16 protein-coding genes are annotated in these 15,624 nt (G+C 43.0%); 3 read left to right on the top strand and 13 right to left on the bottom strand.

Annotated elements, in window-relative coordinates; genetic code table 11:
• Positions 1–132 precede the first annotated feature (132 nt).
• The 4 genes from NQ488_03165 to NQ488_03150 are packed head-to-tail and all read right to left on the bottom strand — an operon-like array spanning position 133 to position 4,086.
• Entirely contained in the window at positions 133–693 is a 561-nt protein-coding gene (locus NQ488_03165) for a TetR/AcrR family transcriptional regulator (GenBank protein ID UWN96326.1), read from the bottom strand.
• Between the two features lie 27 nt (positions 694–720).
• Positions 721–1,785, bottom strand: coding sequence for a M15 family metallopeptidase (locus NQ488_03160; GenBank protein ID UWN96325.1), 1,065 nt, complete (start codon positions 1,783–1,785; stop codon positions 721–723).
• 41 nt (positions 1,786–1,826) lie between these two features.
• Positions 1,827–2,549 carry an amino acid ABC transporter ATP-binding protein gene (locus NQ488_03155; GenBank protein UWN97091.1) on the bottom strand — a complete coding sequence of 241 codons (723 nt, stop codon included), beginning with the start codon at positions 2,547–2,549 and terminating at the stop codon, positions 1,827–1,829.
• Positions 2,550–2,571: 22 nt separating this feature from the next.
• Entirely contained in the window at positions 2,572–4,086 is a 1,515-nt protein-coding gene (locus NQ488_03150; protein UWN96324.1) for an ABC transporter substrate-binding protein/permease, read from the bottom strand.
• A gap of 179 nt (positions 4,087–4,265) precedes the next feature.
• Here NQ488_03150 and NQ488_03145 point away from each other — a divergent pair, with 179 nt between their 5' ends.
• On the top strand, positions 4,266–5,741 hold the full coding sequence (locus NQ488_03145; protein UWN96323.1) for a methyl-accepting chemotaxis protein: 1,476 nt from the start codon (positions 4,266–4,268) through the stop codon (positions 5,739–5,741).
• Positions 5,742–5,867: 126 nt separating this feature from the next.
• On the opposite strand, the gene NQ488_03140 is transcribed toward NQ488_03145, so the two are convergent.
• From NQ488_03140 to NQ488_03125, 4 genes are all read right to left on the bottom strand, one after another.
• Positions 5,868–8,396, bottom strand: a complete 2,529-nt coding sequence (locus NQ488_03140) for a heavy metal translocating P-type ATPase (GenBank protein ID UWN96322.1) — start codon at positions 8,394–8,396, stop codon at positions 5,868–5,870.
• 27 nt (positions 8,397–8,423) lie between these two features.
• Positions 8,424–8,753: a metal-sensing transcriptional repressor gene (locus NQ488_03135; protein ID UWN96321.1), complete on the bottom strand. Its 330-nt coding sequence runs from the start codon at positions 8,751–8,753 to the stop codon at positions 8,424–8,426.
• 385 nt (positions 8,754–9,138) lie between these two features.
• Complete coding sequence (locus tag NQ488_03130) at positions 9,139–9,687, bottom strand: DJ-1/PfpI family protein (protein ID UWN96320.1); 549 nt, start codon at positions 9,685–9,687, stop codon at positions 9,139–9,141.
• Between the two features lie 194 nt (positions 9,688–9,881).
• Positions 9,882–10,727, bottom strand: a complete 846-nt coding sequence (locus NQ488_03125; GenBank protein UWN96319.1) for a CAP domain-containing protein — start codon at positions 10,725–10,727, stop codon at positions 9,882–9,884.
• 221 nt (positions 10,728–10,948) lie between these two features.
• Between NQ488_03125 and NQ488_03120 the strand changes: the two genes are divergently transcribed.
• Together NQ488_03120 and NQ488_03115 are read left to right on the top strand one after the other, a co-directional pair.
• The gene (locus NQ488_03120) at positions 10,949–11,224 is read left to right on the top strand and encodes an autorepressor SdpR family transcription factor (protein ID UWN96318.1); all 276 of its coding nucleotides are present in this window, start codon (positions 10,949–10,951) and stop codon (positions 11,222–11,224) included.
• A 141-nt stretch (positions 11,225–11,365) separates the two neighbouring features.
• Entirely contained in the window at positions 11,366–11,998 is a 633-nt protein-coding gene (locus tag NQ488_03115) for an SdpI family protein (protein UWN96317.1), read from the top strand.
• Positions 11,999–12,044: 46 nt separating this feature from the next.
• Here the strand turns inward: NQ488_03115 and NQ488_03110 are convergent, their stop codons facing one another.
• The 5 genes from NQ488_03110 to NQ488_03090 all read right to left on the bottom strand — a co-directional run bounded on the left by NQ488_03110 (position 12,045) and on the right by NQ488_03090 (position 15,550).
• Entirely contained in the window at positions 12,045–12,746 is a 702-nt protein-coding gene (locus tag NQ488_03110; protein UWN96316.1) for a S8 family serine peptidase, read from the bottom strand.
• Between the two features lie 167 nt (positions 12,747–12,913).
• Positions 12,914–13,279: a type II toxin-antitoxin system RnlB family antitoxin gene (locus NQ488_03105; protein UWN96315.1), complete on the bottom strand. Its 366-nt coding sequence runs from the start codon at positions 13,277–13,279 to the stop codon at positions 12,914–12,916.
• 32 nt (positions 13,280–13,311) lie between these two features.
• On the bottom strand, positions 13,312–13,446 hold the full coding sequence (locus NQ488_03100; GenBank protein ID UWN96314.1) for a hypothetical protein: 135 nt from the start codon (positions 13,444–13,446) through the stop codon (positions 13,312–13,314).
• A gap of 113 nt (positions 13,447–13,559) precedes the next feature.
• Positions 13,560–13,994, bottom strand: coding sequence for a YolD-like family protein (locus NQ488_03095; protein ID UWN96313.1), 435 nt, complete (start codon positions 13,992–13,994; stop codon positions 13,560–13,562).
• Positions 13,991–15,550, bottom strand: coding sequence for a DNA methylase (locus NQ488_03090; protein UWN96312.1), 1,560 nt, complete (start codon positions 15,548–15,550; stop codon positions 13,991–13,993). The genes NQ488_03095 and NQ488_03090 overlap by 4 nt, the downstream gene beginning before the upstream one ends.
• Positions 15,551–15,624 lie beyond the last annotated feature (74 nt).

The raw sequence follows: 15,624 nt of genomic DNA, 5'->3' as shown, positions 1-15,624 counted from the left end.
TTTGTTTCTATGTGCATATTATATTGTGCCTGAAATCCATTAACAATAAACAAAAAAAGCGCCATGATAAAATTTTTATCATAACGCCTGTTTTGTATAAAGATGCCGGGGCAAAAGCCCCGACTCTGATACCTACGGATTATTGCGGTAATTATTAAGTGCTGTCATAATGCTTCCGTGAACGAGCCCGTCAAGGCGCTCTATGATATATGCAGGATTTTCCTTCATATCATTGCGTATCCATTCAAGCATTATTCCCACAAACATGTATTTGTAGCAGTCAGCTATAAATTCCTTATCTTCATCACGGACAGACATACCGGCTGCTTTCTCGTTCACCACATCTATAAGAAGCCCATAGGTTACCTTGTACAGATATCTCTCAACCTGTTCACGGCTCACGGAGTGATAGACATTCATTATAAACGGCTTATTCTCCTGTACTGCCTCAAATATCTGATAGAACCCCTGCTGCCAGGTATCATATGTCTTATTGCCTTCAAGCGCTCTTGTGGCATCCTCAATGCATGTCCACTCAATAAGATCATATATATCTTTAAAATGATAATAGAACGTCATGCGGTTAATGCCGCAGTCCTCAGCAATATCATTAATCGTAATCTTATCAAGCGGCTTTTTGAGCAGAAGATTCTTAAGCGAAGCTGCAAGCGCCCTCTTTGTTGTCTGTGACATAACACCCTCAATCCTTATCTCATATTATTAATCTTTATACTCACTTGTCACACCGAAATATTCCTCAAGTGACAGCCAGTCACCATTATTATAAAGCTTCTGTGCAAGATCTTTGCCAACATAGCGCAGGTGCCATGACTCATACTGATATCCGGTATAACTTTCCTTTCCCTTAGGGAATCTTATTGTAAATCCATACTTGTAAGCATTGTCATTAACCCACTTACCCTCATCAGTATACTGGAAGCTGTCCTCAATTGAATTAAGATCAAAGCAGAGTCCCGACTGATGTTCTGAGTATCCGGCTCTTGCCGAGTATGTATCGGCAGCTGCCTTGCCATCCTGTGCAACATATCTGTTGTAAAGCGTAACCTGTGTACTGTAAGAACGGTATCCGCTTGAAAGCACGAGATTAAGACCAAGTGCATCTGCATCCTGTTTCATAGTTCTCCATGCATCCATCAGATCTTTGTCGAGGCTTGTTGTACTCCAGCTTGCCGTTACAGGAACATCCGGATTCTGCGGAACATATGTAGACGGAAGGCTGTATGTCTTATTAACCAGAAGGTAGCCGTCTATATATGTAACTCCGTCCTTGACATATCCTGTGAATCCCTTGGAAGTCGTGAATGTCCTGTCAGTATTCTCATCTTCAGAATGTGCCGCAGATGCTGTCACAGCAGATGTAACAGGCGGAACATCTGCCACTGATGCTGTTTCCTGAGGTACTGCTGTGCCTTCCGATGATTCCGTCATATCTGCCGGAGGTGTAACTCTTGTCACATCATCTGTCGTATGTGCAACAGTATCAGCTGTCATGGTCTGTGTCACCGAACCGGCTGCCTGTGTCTCATTCTGGCCTGACTGTGCTGTCTGCGTTACCTGCGAATTGTGCTGTGGCTTATCAGAGCCGCCCCGGGAATGTCTTACAAGTGCCACAATGCCCCATATAATTCCGGCAGCAGCAATTATAATAACCATAAGAATAACTGCGGTTGCTATCTTTCTCTTACGCATGAGTTCTTCTCTCTGCCTTCTGTTCATTCTGTGTCTTGGCCTGTTGCCGCCGTTACTGCTTCTTGTATTACTCATATCTTCTCCTTATTAACAGAATCTCTGATTCAAAGACATTTTTAAAGCACCTTAGAAAGGAAGTCCTTAAGTCTCGGATTCTTAGGATCAGCAAAGAACGCTTCCGGTGCATTCTCTTCCTGAATAGTACCATCATTGATAAATACTACCCTGCTTGCAACCTCCCTTGCGAATCCCATCTCATGTGTCACTACAACCATTGTCATTCCGCTCTTTGCAAGATCCTTCATAAGACTGAGAACTTCACCTACCATCTCAGGATCAAGTGCGGATGTAGGCTCATCAAACAACATGACATCCGGATTCATTGCAAGTGAACGCGCTATTGCGATACGCTGCTTCTGTCCTCCGCTGAGCTGGTCAGGATACATCTCTGCCTTATCAGCAAGACCTATTCTTGCCAGAAGCTCTTCTGCCTTGGCTTCGGCATCCTCACTGCCCATTATCTGAAGCTTGACAGGTGCAAGCATAATATTCTCCTTAACAGTCATATTAGGGAACAGATTAAACTGCTGGAAAACCATGCCTATCTTCTGACGTGTCTTATTGATATCAACAGACTTGTCCGTAATATCAACACCCTCAAAGAGAACCGAACCTGATGTAGGAACTTCAAGCATATTGAGTGAACGTAAGAATGTTGACTTACCACAGCCTGAAGGACCTATTATTGCAACAACTTCTCCTTTTGAAATCGTAGTATTAATTCCCTTAAGAACCTCATGGTCACCAAATGCCTTATGAAGGTCTTTTACTTCAATCAGCACATTATTGTTAAAATTCTGATTATCGCTCATTCTTCTTGAGTCTCCTTTCAAGTCTGCCAACACCATATGACAGAATCATTACTATTACGAGATATATAATTGCTACTGCTATCAGAGGCATAAATGGCTCATATGTGATACTTCTGATAATATCACCGCCCTTAGTAAGATCCATAAGCCCGATATAACCACTGATTGAAGTCTCCTTAAGAAGACTGATAAACTCATTACCAAGTGCAGGCAGGATGTTCTTTACCGCCTGTGGAAGAATAATGCTCTTCATAGTCTGCGAATAATTAAGTCCAAGGCTTCTTCCTGCCTCAAACTGTCCATTGTCAACCGCCATGATACCTGAACGTACTACTTCCGCAACATATGCGGCAGAGTTAAGGCCGAATGCTATTACTGCAACAAGAATCTTACTTGTATTAACGCTTGCAAATATTACATAATAGATGATAAGAAGCTGAACCATTACAGGTGTTCCTCTCACAATAGTAAGATAAACCTTACAGATTGCGTTAAGTATAGTAAGTCCGCCATTCTTATCGTGATTAGTACGTACAATTGCAATAAGGAAACCGAGAACAATACCGATTATAATTGCAAATAATGTTATGAGCAGTGTATTGCCAAGACCCTTAATAAGGTATTCCCAACGTGAATCCTTAACAAAGTTATCATTGAACTTCTCACTTATGCTTCCGCCTACTGACGCTGCATCAGGATCCTTAACAATAATCATCTGCTTAGATGTTGTATAGGAATCCGTAAAATCAATATTCTTAAGTCTGTCTTCTGTTACGGTAATTCCGGCAACGCCAACATCTGCCTTGCCTGACTGCACGGCAGCAATGATCGAGTCAAACTCCATGTCTTCCATCTTAAGATTCATTCCGAGGATATCACATACGGCCTGAATCATGTCTACATCAAAGCCTGTCATCTTACCGTTATCATAGTATTCATATGGCTTAAATGCCGCATTGGTAGCTGCAACAAGTGTTCCGTTAGGGCGCTCTATATTCTTGGCAACGTAAGGTGTCTTACCCTTCTCATCATCGTTTCCCGTATAATTGGCTGCGATTGAATCAAAAGTGCCGTCTGCCTTAAGTTCTGCAAGCGCTGAATTAATCTTTTTCTTAAGTTCTGTATTGTTCTTGGAAATGCATATTGCATAATCCTCAACGGCAAATTCCTCATCAAGAATCTTAAGATCTTTATTCTTCTCAACAAATGCAAGTGCCGGCTGCTCATCTATGATTACCGCATCTATCTTCTTCTGCTTAAGTGCCTGTACTGCATCATTACCTTTGTTATAACGCTCAATTACTGTTCCGGCATCATCGCCTTCATAATCACTTGCGTATGTATCTCCGGTTGTTCCAAGCTGTACACCAATACGGCTTCCCTCGAGATCATCTACACTTCTGACTTCTTTGTAACTGCCGCATGAAGCCAGCGAAAGCAGTGCCACAAGACACATTACGAGCACAATGCCTTCTTGCATAATGCCTGTTTTTTTCTTCTTCATCTTTATCCTCATTTCCGTGCCTTATCCGGCACATTTTTCTGCTGAATGACATTATAACATATATAATAAAGTAAAAACAGTATTGTTATTAAAGTATTTAATTTGTCAACTATTGTATATTTCAGACATTTCTACTATAATAATAACAGATTTTGTAAAAATGTGTCGGAGGTGTATAAATGTCTAAAAAATTCCAATTTTCATCCGAGCTTGAGCGCAACAACCGGCTTGCAATGAATACCCATCTTTGTGAAGTTGTTATTATCAGTATTCTGTGCTTTCTTCAGGCATGGAACGGTGAAAGGTCATGGGTATATGCCATAGTTCTTTCTGTAATAGGTTTTGCTCCTGTTATCGCAGAGCGCATATTCTGGAAAAAGAATCATGAGACACAGACAATATACCATCTTCTTGCCATAGGCTTTGCCGTATACTACACATGTCTCATATTTACTGCAACTACAAGCGCTATTTATGCATTTGTGCTTCCGCTTGTTCTGGTAGCATCCATTTATAATGACATACGTTACATGCTTCTTATTAACGCCGGCGTTGTTATCGAGAATGTACTTGCGGTTATTATAGGTGCAACAACAGGCCGGCTCGGGTATGCAGGCCAGGATTCCGCCGTTATCCAGATTCTTATTACTGTCATGATTGGCATATTTGCTCTTTTTCTTGCAAAAGTATCAAAAGCCAACTCCGACCAGAAGCTTCAGAAGCTTGAGGAGTCACATCTGAAAAGTGACGAGCTGCTTAAGAATATATCTGAGATGTCTGAGAAGATGCAGACAGGCATCAATGAGATTTACAATGAACTTGCCAAGCTGAATGAAGCAGGCAAAGCCACCCAGTCAACTATGGAAGATGTCTCAACCGGTGCGACTGATACAGCTAATGCAGTCCAGAGCCAGCTTATCCAGACAGAAGAGATTCAGAAGAAAGTTAATGTTGTTGATGATGCGGCAGGCCATATAACCGACAGCATGAAGAAGACGCTTGATTGTCTTGAGGCAGGAAGCCGGGAGATGATTAATCTTGTATCACATGTTGATGATTCCGTACATAACAGCGAGAATGCCGCTGCCAAGCTGCAGAATCTCAGTTCTCATATAGAGCAGATGCATTCAATCATCGGTCTTATTGAAGATATTGCATCACAGACAGAGCTACTTGCACTTAATGCAAGTATTGAAGCTGCAAGAGCTGGTGAAGCAGGTAAAGGCTTTGCCGTAGTTGCAACAGAGATTACCAAGATGGCATCACAGACAAGTAATGCCACAGATAATATTACTACTCTCATCGAGAATGTCTCTGCTGCAATTCAGGAAGTCGTATCCGTAATCGAGCAGATGATTAACGGCATTAATGCTGAGAAGCAGTCCACAATCAAAGCTCATGAGAGTTTTGATAATATCCAGAATAATACATTTGCAATAAGAGATAATGTTGACAACCTTACATCAAGCATTGATGAGCTTAAGACCGCTAATCAGGCTATTGTTGAATCCATCCAGACCATATCGGCCGTATCAGAAGAATTGTCCGCACATGCTGCTGAGACTATGGAGAATGAAGACTCCAACATCTCTATTCTTAACAGCATTGCCGGCAGAATGCAGAATCTCATTGAGACTGTAAGCAATAAGTCGTAAGTAATAAGTGTAATATATGCAGCAAAAAGCACGTAACAGCTATCAGATTTCACTGACAGGCTGCTGCGTGCTTTTTGCTGCTCTGTATTATGTTCTGCATGTTGTTTCTGTTGTATGGCTTCCGGATTAGTTGATTCCTGTCACCTTATAATCATGATCCTCAACAGCCTTGCGCAGAACGCTGTCGTCTACAGGCTTTTCAAGCTTAACTGCTGCTGTACCGTTCTCATGGCTTACTACTGCCTCTGATACTCCGTCAACTGCTTCAAGTGCCTTCTTTACTGTTGCCTCACAGTGTCCACACATCATTCCTTCAATATTCATTGTCTTTTCCATTGAATTATTCTCCTTTTTCATGTTATTTTTTGCTTTTATTTTTTTATCTTTTTTCGCATTGTGCATATCAAAAAGATTCAGGCGCAATGCGTTAGATACTACACAGAAGCTTGACAGGCTCATCGCTGCCGCGCCAAACATCGGGTTAAGCTGCCAGTGGAATAACGGAATCCACACACCGGCTGCAAGCGGTATTCCTATTACATTATAGAAAAATGCCCAGAACAGATTCTCATGTATATTAGTAAGTGTTGCACGGCTTAACCTTACTGCGGCAGGAACATCCGCAAGAGAACTCTTCATAAGGACTATATCAGCCGCATCCATTGCAATATCTGTACCTGCCCCGATTGCTATTCCTATATCCGCTCTTGTAAGCGCCGGTGCGTCATTTATCCCGTCACCGACCATTGCAACCCTGCCGCGTTTTTTGAGCGAACGTATTACGCTCTCCTTGCCGTCAGGAAGTACTCCCGCTATAACCTCGTCAACACCTGCCTGAGCACCGATTGCCCTGGCTGTGCGCTCATTATCTCCGGTGAGCATTACAACGTGGATACCCATATTCTTAAGCTCTTCAACCGCTCCCGGACTGTCTTCCTTAATTACATCCGCAACCGCTATTATACCGATAAGCCGGTCATCCTCAGCAAACAGAAGCGGTGTCCTTCCAAGACCTGCAAGGCTGTCTGCCTGTTTTTTCATGTCTTCGGGAACATTTACAAGGTTACTTATATAGCTTAAGCTGCCGCCTGTGATTACCGAACCGGCAAGACGTGCTTTAAGTCCGTTACCCGGAAGTGCCGCAAATTCAGTAACCTCATCAGGTGTAATATCGTTCTCCGAGCCCCGTCTTACTATTGCACCCGCCAGCGGATGTTCGCTCTTAACTTCAAGCGCCAGTGCCTTACCAAGCAATTCATTCTCCGTATAACCCTCTGCCGGTATTATATCGGTAACCTCCGGTTCACCTCTCGTAATCGTTCCTGTCTTATCAAGCGCAACGACCTGAATCCTGCCTGTCTCCTCAAGTGAGACAGCCGTCTTGAACAGTATTCCGTTCCTGGCACCCATTCCGTTGCCAACCATAATTGCAACCGGAGTTGCAAGTCCAAGTGCACACGGACAGCTGATTACAAGCACCGATATTCCTCTTGCGAGTGCAAAGCCGAAGCTCTGTCCCGCAATAAGCCATGCAATTATTGTTATCACGGCAATTGTTATTACAGCCGGAACGAATACCCCCGATACCTTATCAGCTACTTTGGCAATCGGTGCCTTGGTTGCCGCTGCATCACTTACCATCTGTATTATCTGCGAAAGTGTTGTATCCTCTCCGACTCTCGTTGCACGGCACTTTATAAAGCCCGACCGGTTAATCGTTGCCGCAGATACATTATCGCCTTCTGCCTTATCAACCGGTATACTCTCACCTGTAAGAGCTGATTCATTCACGGCACTGCTGCCCTCAACCACAACTCCGTCAACAGGAATATTCTCTCCCGGTCTTACAACAAATATGTCATCCTTTGCTACCGCTTCAACAGGAACAACCTTCTCTGCTCCATCCTTTATAATGGTTGCCGTCTTGGGTGCAAGCTTCATAAGTCCTTTGAGTGCATCAGTCGTCCTGCCCTTGGAACGTGCCTCAAGCATCTTACCCACTGTTATGAGTGTAAGAATCATTGCCGCCGATTCAAAATAAAACTCATGCATATATGACATTACTGCCGCCATATCACCGTTAACCTGTGCTCCCGTCATTGCAAACAGCGCATACGTGCTGTATACAAATGCTGCCGCAGAACCCATCGCAACAAGTGTATCCATATTCGGTGCTCCGTGGAACAGGCTCTTAAAGCCACTGATAAAGAACTTCTGGTTAATTACCATAATAATTATTGTCAGAAGCATCTGTGCCAGTCCCATAGCAACATGGTTATTGTCAAAGAAATACGGAAGCGGCCAGCCCCACATCATATGTCCCATAGAAATATACATGAGCACTGCAAGGAATCCAACCGACCACCAGAGTCTCCTCTTAAGCACAGGTGTCTCATGGTCTGCCAGCGCTTCCTCCTGACTGCTGTACATGTTCTGTGTGCCTTCTGATATTCCCTGTCCCTTCGGTGCAGCACCATATCCTGCCGCTTCTACTGCTGATATTACCGCCTGCTCCGATACATCTCCATCAACTCCCATTGAGTTAGTAAGCAGGCTTACCGAGCAGGATGTTACTCCGGGAACCTTTGACACTGCTTTTTCAACACGCGCACTGCATGCCGCGCAGCTCATACCCGTAACTGTGTATTGTTTCAATTCATTCCACCTCCGTCCCGTATGGCGCTACTTCATAAGTTTCTGAAGTGTCGCAACAAGGTCATCTATAACCTCGTCATTACCCTTTCTGATATCATCTGCCACACATGTCCGTATGTGATTAGCAAGCAATTCCCTGTTAAATGCATTCATGGCAGCACTTACTGCCGCTGACTGTACGAGAATGTCCGTACAGTATGCATCCTTTTCTATCATTCCCTTAATTCCTCTTATCTGGCCTTCAATTCTGTTTAGCCTGTTGATAAGCTTCTTATACTCATCTGCCGTGCGTTCCTTCTTGCGCCCGCAACAGCAGCATTCCTTCATGCACTTCTCCTCTGAACCATTATTATCCATACTACCTCTCCATTCCCGACAGTCTGTTTGTGTCTGTTTGTCATTTATAATAACTGCAGCTATGCCATATAACCTGCAAAACCGCTTACATTGTGCTGCAACTATATCAGTGCGCTGCCTGCACGTTTAATATATACCCCCACAGGGTATATTGTCAATATGCAAAATTAGATTATGGGAGGTAATTTATTCACGTACTATTTTAATCACGGTTGTGTAAAAACGGCAAAGCAGCGCAAGCGTACCTGCGTTGCTTTGTCGTTTTTATATAACATTCCTTGAATAATTTCGTATAAAATTCTCGCTCATAAGCATTTTGCAAATTAAAAAATACCTGCAGTATAATATACCGCAGGTATCATATGAATCTGCAATAAGATTCATGTTAATCAAGATACTGTGTGCTCTTTGCTATGCTCTGTGCCTTTTCTTCACCTTCGATTACTTTTATTATCTCAAGTCCCAGGTCTATTGAAGTTCCCATACCACGGCTTGTTATGACATTGCAGTCTGTCTCTACGCGTCCGCCCGTTACCTGTGCACCCTCAAGAGCATTCTCAAATCCCGGAAAACATGTTGCCCTGCGTCCCTTAAGGAGTCCCATCTTACCAAGTACACTTGGTGCAGCACATATTGCCGTTATAAGCCTGCCCTCTTTGTAAGCATTGGCAATTACATCTATAAATTCAGGCTTTGTCTCATAATTCTTCGTACCCGGTCCGCCCGGAAGGAAGAATACATCCGTGTCTGCAAAATCATATCCGGCAAATTCCTTATCTGCCTTAACAATAATGTTCTGCGCGCTCTTAACCTCAAGCCCGTCCATCAGCGAAATCGTCTCAACATTCATTCCTGCGCGGCGAAGTACATCAACAACTGCAAGTGCTTCCACTGTCTCAAATCCATCCTGTAAAAATGCATTAACCTTTGTCATATTAATCTCCATTCCGCAGGCACAAAGTGCCGGAGGAATCGCGAGTCAAATGTCAGATTTGGCTCTGCGATAAATGCTATTTGTGGCGCCTGCGGCACAAATAGCTGTGTGAAAAATCAGATACCAATCTGTATTTTCACACTATCTCCAATCTGTCAGGTTTATTTTATACAGAATATTCTACCACTCTTTTATCAGTTGGTAAACATTTGCACCCAATAGATTCTGTTGCTGTTGCTCATGCCGACACCAAGCTTACCAAAGCCCGCTTTGACCATATTAGCGTAATGTCCCGGAGAATTGCGCCAGCTCTCAACTACCTGTGCTGGTGTCCTCTGACCCATTGCAATATTCTCTCCGCATGTTCTATAGGTAATTCCGTATAATTTGAATACAGACCAGCAGTCTGTTCCGTCAGGCCTTGTATGTGAAAATACCCCTGTGTTATCCATCTCTATTGCTCTTACCGTTGCTGCCTGACAAAGTGTCATATCAAGCGTAAGCGGTGACACGCCTGCCTCTGCCCTTATATTGTTAACCAGCTCAAGTATCTCGCTGTAATATGCAATATTGGCTGCTGACAGAGCATTTGCCTGTGATACGATATCCTGTGATGAATCCGCAGTTGCCAGTGTTGGTACCACAGTTGGTGCTGTAGTTGGTGCTGTAGTTGGTGCTGTAGTTGGAGACGGAACCGGATTTGTAACCGGAACCTGAACTTCCTGTGTCGGCTGTGATACCGGAGCAGATGGCTTTGATATTGGTGTCTGCTCTACCGGTGCTGATGTCTCTTTATCCGGTGCCGGTGCTGATTCCGGCGCAGTCTTAGAATCTGCCTGTGACTGCTTGGCAGAATCTGTTCCCGGATTATCAGTTTCTGTATCGGCAGCAGGATTCTGCTGATTCTGAGATTGAAGCTGTGTGCCATTTTCCTGTGTGCTTCTGCTATCAGGCTGCTTTCCGGCACAGCCTGTAAGTGCGAGCGCCGCTGCGAGAATTGCCGCTGTTATTATCTGCGTTTTTCTATATGTCTTTCTCATATAAGTTCAGTTACCTTTCTTAAACTTTTGTTAATGTATTACCGATTACACTAATTATAATATATGAATAAATTATTCATTACAAGTGACAGATTTTTCAAGTAATCCCACCTTTACTATATTTAGATATTTTTCTAAATAGTTGTTGACTATGCAGCAGGTGTGTAATATTATCTATTTAGAAATATTTCTAAATGCTTAATGTGAAGGGATGTGATAATTTGGCTTTCGCCGATACATTTAAGGCTTTGTCCGACCCTGTACGCCGCGATATCCTGCAGCTTCTAAAGAATGGCAGACTGTCTGCCGGAGAGATTGCAAGCCACTTTGACATGACGGGTGCAACCATCTCATATCACCTGAACATCCTCAAAAAAGCTGATCTGGTGTGGGAAACAAAAGTCAAAAATTATGTTTATTACGAGCTTAACACCTCAGTAGTTGATGAGATTATGCTATGGCTCAGGAATTTAACAACAAATATGAATGGAGATTAGTGTGAAAAATAAGATTGATATCTTATTTTTTACACAGCTATTTGTGCCGCAGGCACCACAAATAGCATCTATCGCAGAGCCAAATCTGACATTTGGCCCGCGATTCCTCCGGCACTTTGTGCCTGCGGAATGGAGATTAGTATGCTGAAAAAATATAAATGGACTATGATATCTACAAGTATCATCCTTATCATTCCCGTAATATTCGGGCTGGTTATGTGGAACAGTCTTCCTGACATGATTCCGACACATTTTGATGCTGCCAATAACGTCAACGGCTGGAGCAGCAAAGGAACAGCGGTATTAGGTATCCCTCTGTTCATGCTTGCTATCCAGTGGCTTGTTTTCGCAGTTACAACATCCGACCCGCGAAGACAGAATATCAGCCCCAGGATCCAGTGCCTTATACTCTGGATTACACCGGCAGTTTCAATTGTTGAAGCAATTGTCATCTACGGCACTGCTCTTGGGATTGATATTGATATAACCCTCTTTGTTAATATTCTGCTGGGTATTATATTCATCGTTCTCGGTAACTACATGCATAAGGTCAAGCAGAACTACAGCATCGGAGTCAAAATAAGCTGGACACTTAACAGCGAAGAGAACTGGAACCGTACCAACCGCATGAGCTCATGGCTTCTTATAATCTGCGGAATTGCATTTATCGCAAATGCATTCTTAAAAACTTCATATATTCCGGCAATCGTGATTGTTCTGTTTCTCGTTGTACCGTTTGCTTATTCTTATTATCTGTACAGAAAAGGTGTGTAGGCGTTGGTGTAAGGCTGCCCCGCAAGGCAGCCTTTATCTGCTTTATCTACTTTATAACAAACGTAGTACTGCTGCTCCAGCCAACCGATGACTCAGGGCCTTCTCCCGAATTATATCTTGCAAATACTGAGACGGTATAATCTCCCGACTGCAATTCCGACCTGTTGAATTTATATCCGTTATAATCAGAATGATTAAAGCTTATATATATTTTCGTATTATCCATAATTGATATTGCACTCATAGAAGTTATTGCAGGTGCTGAGAATGATGTACCGGACACAATCCGGCGGCTGTTTTCAACACCATCAACCACTATATCAACTCCCGGAGCACAATAGGTTATCTCACTTCCTGTATTACTGAAATCTGCTATCTTACCGTCACTGTCACATGCACTTACTGCAATCGTATCGGAATATTTTGCAGGATAAGCAACTGCACCTCCGTCATTACCGCTTGAACATACAACTATTGAATTGTGCTCTGCTGCGTATTTCATTGCAAATGCCAGCATCTTATTGTCCGTCTTACCTCCCCAAGAGCAGTTTATAAGCTGTACATGCCTGTCTGCAAGGTCAAGAATTGCTGTATATGCGTCATAGTTGCTGCCGCGTCCGTTTTCCAGAACCTTTGCAATTCTTAAATCTGCTTTCTGGGACGCATTGCCGAGACAGTCAAGTATCACGCTTCCAACATATGTTGCATGCGAATCAAGCCCGTCACATACATTATCGTCATTATTCACATAATCATATGATTCCGAAATATTTATTATTTTATAATTATATTAAATCACACTCCTGGACAAAAGCATTTTCATGGATGCAAAAAAATACCGCATCCTAGCCGATATCTTAATATCTGTACCAGATGCGGTATTGCTTTAAAAATATTTAATTCTTTGTTCAACAATTATATATAACATCCTTTTGAAATAAGCTTTTGCTGCCTAATTGTCAAAATACTGTAATTAAGCACATCCAAATCAGATGCAAGATAAGTACACATAGGCTGACGCAGATCACTTCTGGCTGGGACCGTCAAGAATCTAAAGCTATTCTCATCAAATGCCACTCCATCAAAATAACCTGTTATAAATCTCTCATCGCTATTACCACTATGAAGCATCTCGTCTATTATTACCGAACCTTTAAATTGCTTATTATTAAGCTGCTCTGCAATCTCTGTAATATAATCAAATGGAGAATCACAAGTCATCATTAATATCAGAATATTAAATTCTTCATTCTCAATATCTATAATATTAAAATCATTCATGTATGGATTCTCCTTTCTCAGTCTTATTAGTTTCAGTCCTGATAGTATTCATCTATGAGCTGTAATGTTCTTTTAATTAATGAATGTGCTTCTTCAACACTAAGCAACTTTGTTGTATCAAGCGGCTGTGTTGCATCATCCCAATGTGAAAGTTTATTTCTGTTCATATTAAAAAATGTATAACAATTTTCAATATATTTTATTTGTTTGTCTGACGCTGTACCACATCTATCTGCCCGAATACTCACAATATGAGTAATACACTGTCTTTTTCTAATACTCACTGTAAATTTTGTAATCTATACCCCCTCACTCTCCCAATCTCAATCTCCTCCCCGTCATCCAGCACAATAACACCATTATACTCGTCAATCTTCTTTACATTGCCCTCAACCGTCCTGTACTCGCCGCCCTCCTTGCGTGAATCAGGCACAAAATACGTGAGCTTAACGGATACACCGGATGCTTTTTGCAAAAGTCTTTCCTTAGTCAGGTTAAGCTCTCTGTTGATTATCTCCTTAATACTATCGTCAAGCTCAATCCAATGTGATGTCTGCCTTACTGCCTCCTCAAGACATTCCTCATACCCGGTCAGGGCGGCAAACGGTGAGAACTGGGCTGCACGCATGTCACTGCTCATACGCGGATGTGTCATGGATACGTGATGCGGAAGGTCTATTATGTCATCATAATTATCACTATAATTATCACTCATGCCCTGTGACCTCCAATCTGCGAATTACGCTGAATCGTTGTTGCTCCCTCCTCGTAATTCATGCCCTTAAGAATCGCATTCCTGCCATATCTTTTCTTAATGTCGAGAACCGCCTGCTGCATGCGGTCATCTTTTTCAATTATATCCTGCATCTTGTCTTCCTGCTTCTTACGCTCATCATAACCGTCAAAGCCCGGCGTATCAAAAAGGCTTAGCTGTTCATATTTTTCTGTTGTATTGTTATGAGCTGATATTCCCGGTTCTGCCGAATGCGGCACCACATGGTTAGCTGTAATGTTAATACGTCTTATAAGAAGTCCGGGATTGGTTATACGCTCATACAGCTTAGTTGCAGAATCAATCAGTATTCTTGAGGAGGATGTACACACAGGCAGATTACCGGTACCGTGCGCCGGCTTCGGAATCCTTCTTCCGTACCTGTCAGCAGTTACCTCACCATGATAATTGCGCGCGATATCAGCATTACTGAGATTATCTATATCATATCCTATCGTCAGGACAAGCTGGTCTGTCACAAGCCCTTTGCCTGCGAGGTCAAGTGCAAGCTGATCTGCCATCTCCCTTACCACAAGCCTTGTTCCGGTGTAGTCATACGGGCAGTGCAGCACCTGTCCCGAGCCTATGCTGTTAGACTCAGGTCTGTATGCCTTAATCTGAGCCATTGTACACGGTTCATATCCCCATGCGTGGTCAATGAGAAGCTCTGCATTCACGCCAAACATCTTGTAAAGCAGTTCTTCATTATAAAAATCTCCCGGCCTGCCAACGGAACATCTTGCGATATCTCCCATTGTGCAGATGCCTTTTTCTTCAAGCTTCTTCGCATATCCGCGCCCTACGCGCCAGAAATCCGTAATAGGCCTGTGATTCCAGAGCTTCTTTCTGTACGCCTTTTCATCCAGAAATGCAATCCTCACTCCATGCTCATCCGGTCTGGCATGCTTGGCTTCTATATCCATTGCGATCTTACACAGGTACAGATTCGTACCTATCCCTGCCGTTGCCGTAATTCCCGTCTGTTCATACACATCCCGTATCATCTTGGAGGCAAGCTCACGCGCAGTTATCCCATACGTTCCGAGATACGGCGATGCATCTATGAATACCTCGTCAATCGAATATACATGAACATCCTCAGGTGCCACGTATTTCATATAAATATTATAAATGCGTGTGCTGTATTCCATATAAAGTGCCATTCTCGGAGGTGCCGTTATATATCCGACAGCCACATCCGGGTCAGCCGCAATTACCGCTGCATCACTTGAGCTCTCCGACAGCCTGTGTCCTCCTGCGGCAGTGCGTCTCATAGCGTTAACCTCACGCACCTTCTGTACAACCTCAAAAAGGCGCGCCCTTCCCGGAATCCCGTAAGCCTTAAGAGATGGTGACACGGCAAGACAGATTGTCTTCTCCGTTCTTGATGCATCTGCAACTACAAGATTCGTTGTAAGAGGGTCAAGCCCCCGCTCCCTGCATTCAACCGAAGCATAGAATGACTTCAGGTCTATTGCTATATAAATATGTTCTTTCATCCGTCCATGCTCCTCTTAACCATAATATTAACTACAATCACGCATTAAGCCGTACATTAAGAATAGCATATCCG

This window comes from [Bacteroides] pectinophilus, assembly GCA_025146925.1.
Lineage (GTDB): Bacteria > Bacillota > Clostridia > Lachnospirales > Lachnospiraceae > Bacteroides_F > Bacteroides_F pectinophilus.
Note: the sequence above shows the minus strand (reverse complement) of the source record. Positions and strands in the feature narration are given on the sequence as shown.

Bases quoted from the DNA above. Each gene is read 5' to 3' on its own strand.
- NQ488_03095 (UWN96313.1), bottom strand. From the start codon at position 13,994: ATGAGTGATAATTATAGTGATAATTATGATGACATAATAGACCTTCCG.
- NQ488_03090 (UWN96312.1), bottom strand. From the start codon at position 15,550: ATGAAAGAACATATTTATATAGCAATAGACCTGAAGTCATTCTATGCT.
- NQ488_03150 (UWN96324.1), bottom strand. From the start codon at position 4,086: ATGAAGAAGAAAAAAACAGGCATTATGCAAGAAGGCATTGTGCTCGTA.
- NQ488_03160 (UWN96325.1), bottom strand. From the start codon at position 1,785: ATGAGTAATACAAGAAGCAGTAACGGCGGCAACAGGCCAAGACACAGA.
- NQ488_03115 (UWN96317.1), top strand. From the start codon at position 11,366: ATGCTGAAAAAATATAAATGGACTATGATATCTACAAGTATCATCCTT.
- NQ488_03100 (UWN96314.1), bottom strand. From the start codon at position 13,446: ATGAACAGAAATAAACTTTCACATTGGGATGATGCAACACAGCCGCTT.
- NQ488_03135 (UWN96321.1), bottom strand. From the start codon at position 8,753: ATGGATAATAATGGTTCAGAGGAGAAGTGCATGAAGGAATGCTGCTGT.
- NQ488_03145 (UWN96323.1), top strand. From the start codon at position 4,266: ATGTCTAAAAAATTCCAATTTTCATCCGAGCTTGAGCGCAACAACCGG.
- NQ488_03105 (UWN96315.1), bottom strand. From the start codon at position 13,279: ATGAATGATTTTAATATTATAGATATTGAGAATGAAGAATTTAATATT.
- NQ488_03130 (UWN96320.1), bottom strand. From the start codon at position 9,687: ATGACAAAGGTTAATGCATTTTTACAGGATGGATTTGAGACAGTGGAA.
- NQ488_03165 (UWN96326.1), bottom strand. From the start codon at position 693: ATGTCACAGACAACAAAGAGGGCGCTTGCAGCTTCGCTTAAGAATCTT.
- NQ488_03125 (UWN96319.1), bottom strand. From the start codon at position 10,727: ATGAGAAAGACATATAGAAAAACGCAGATAATAACAGCGGCAATTCTC.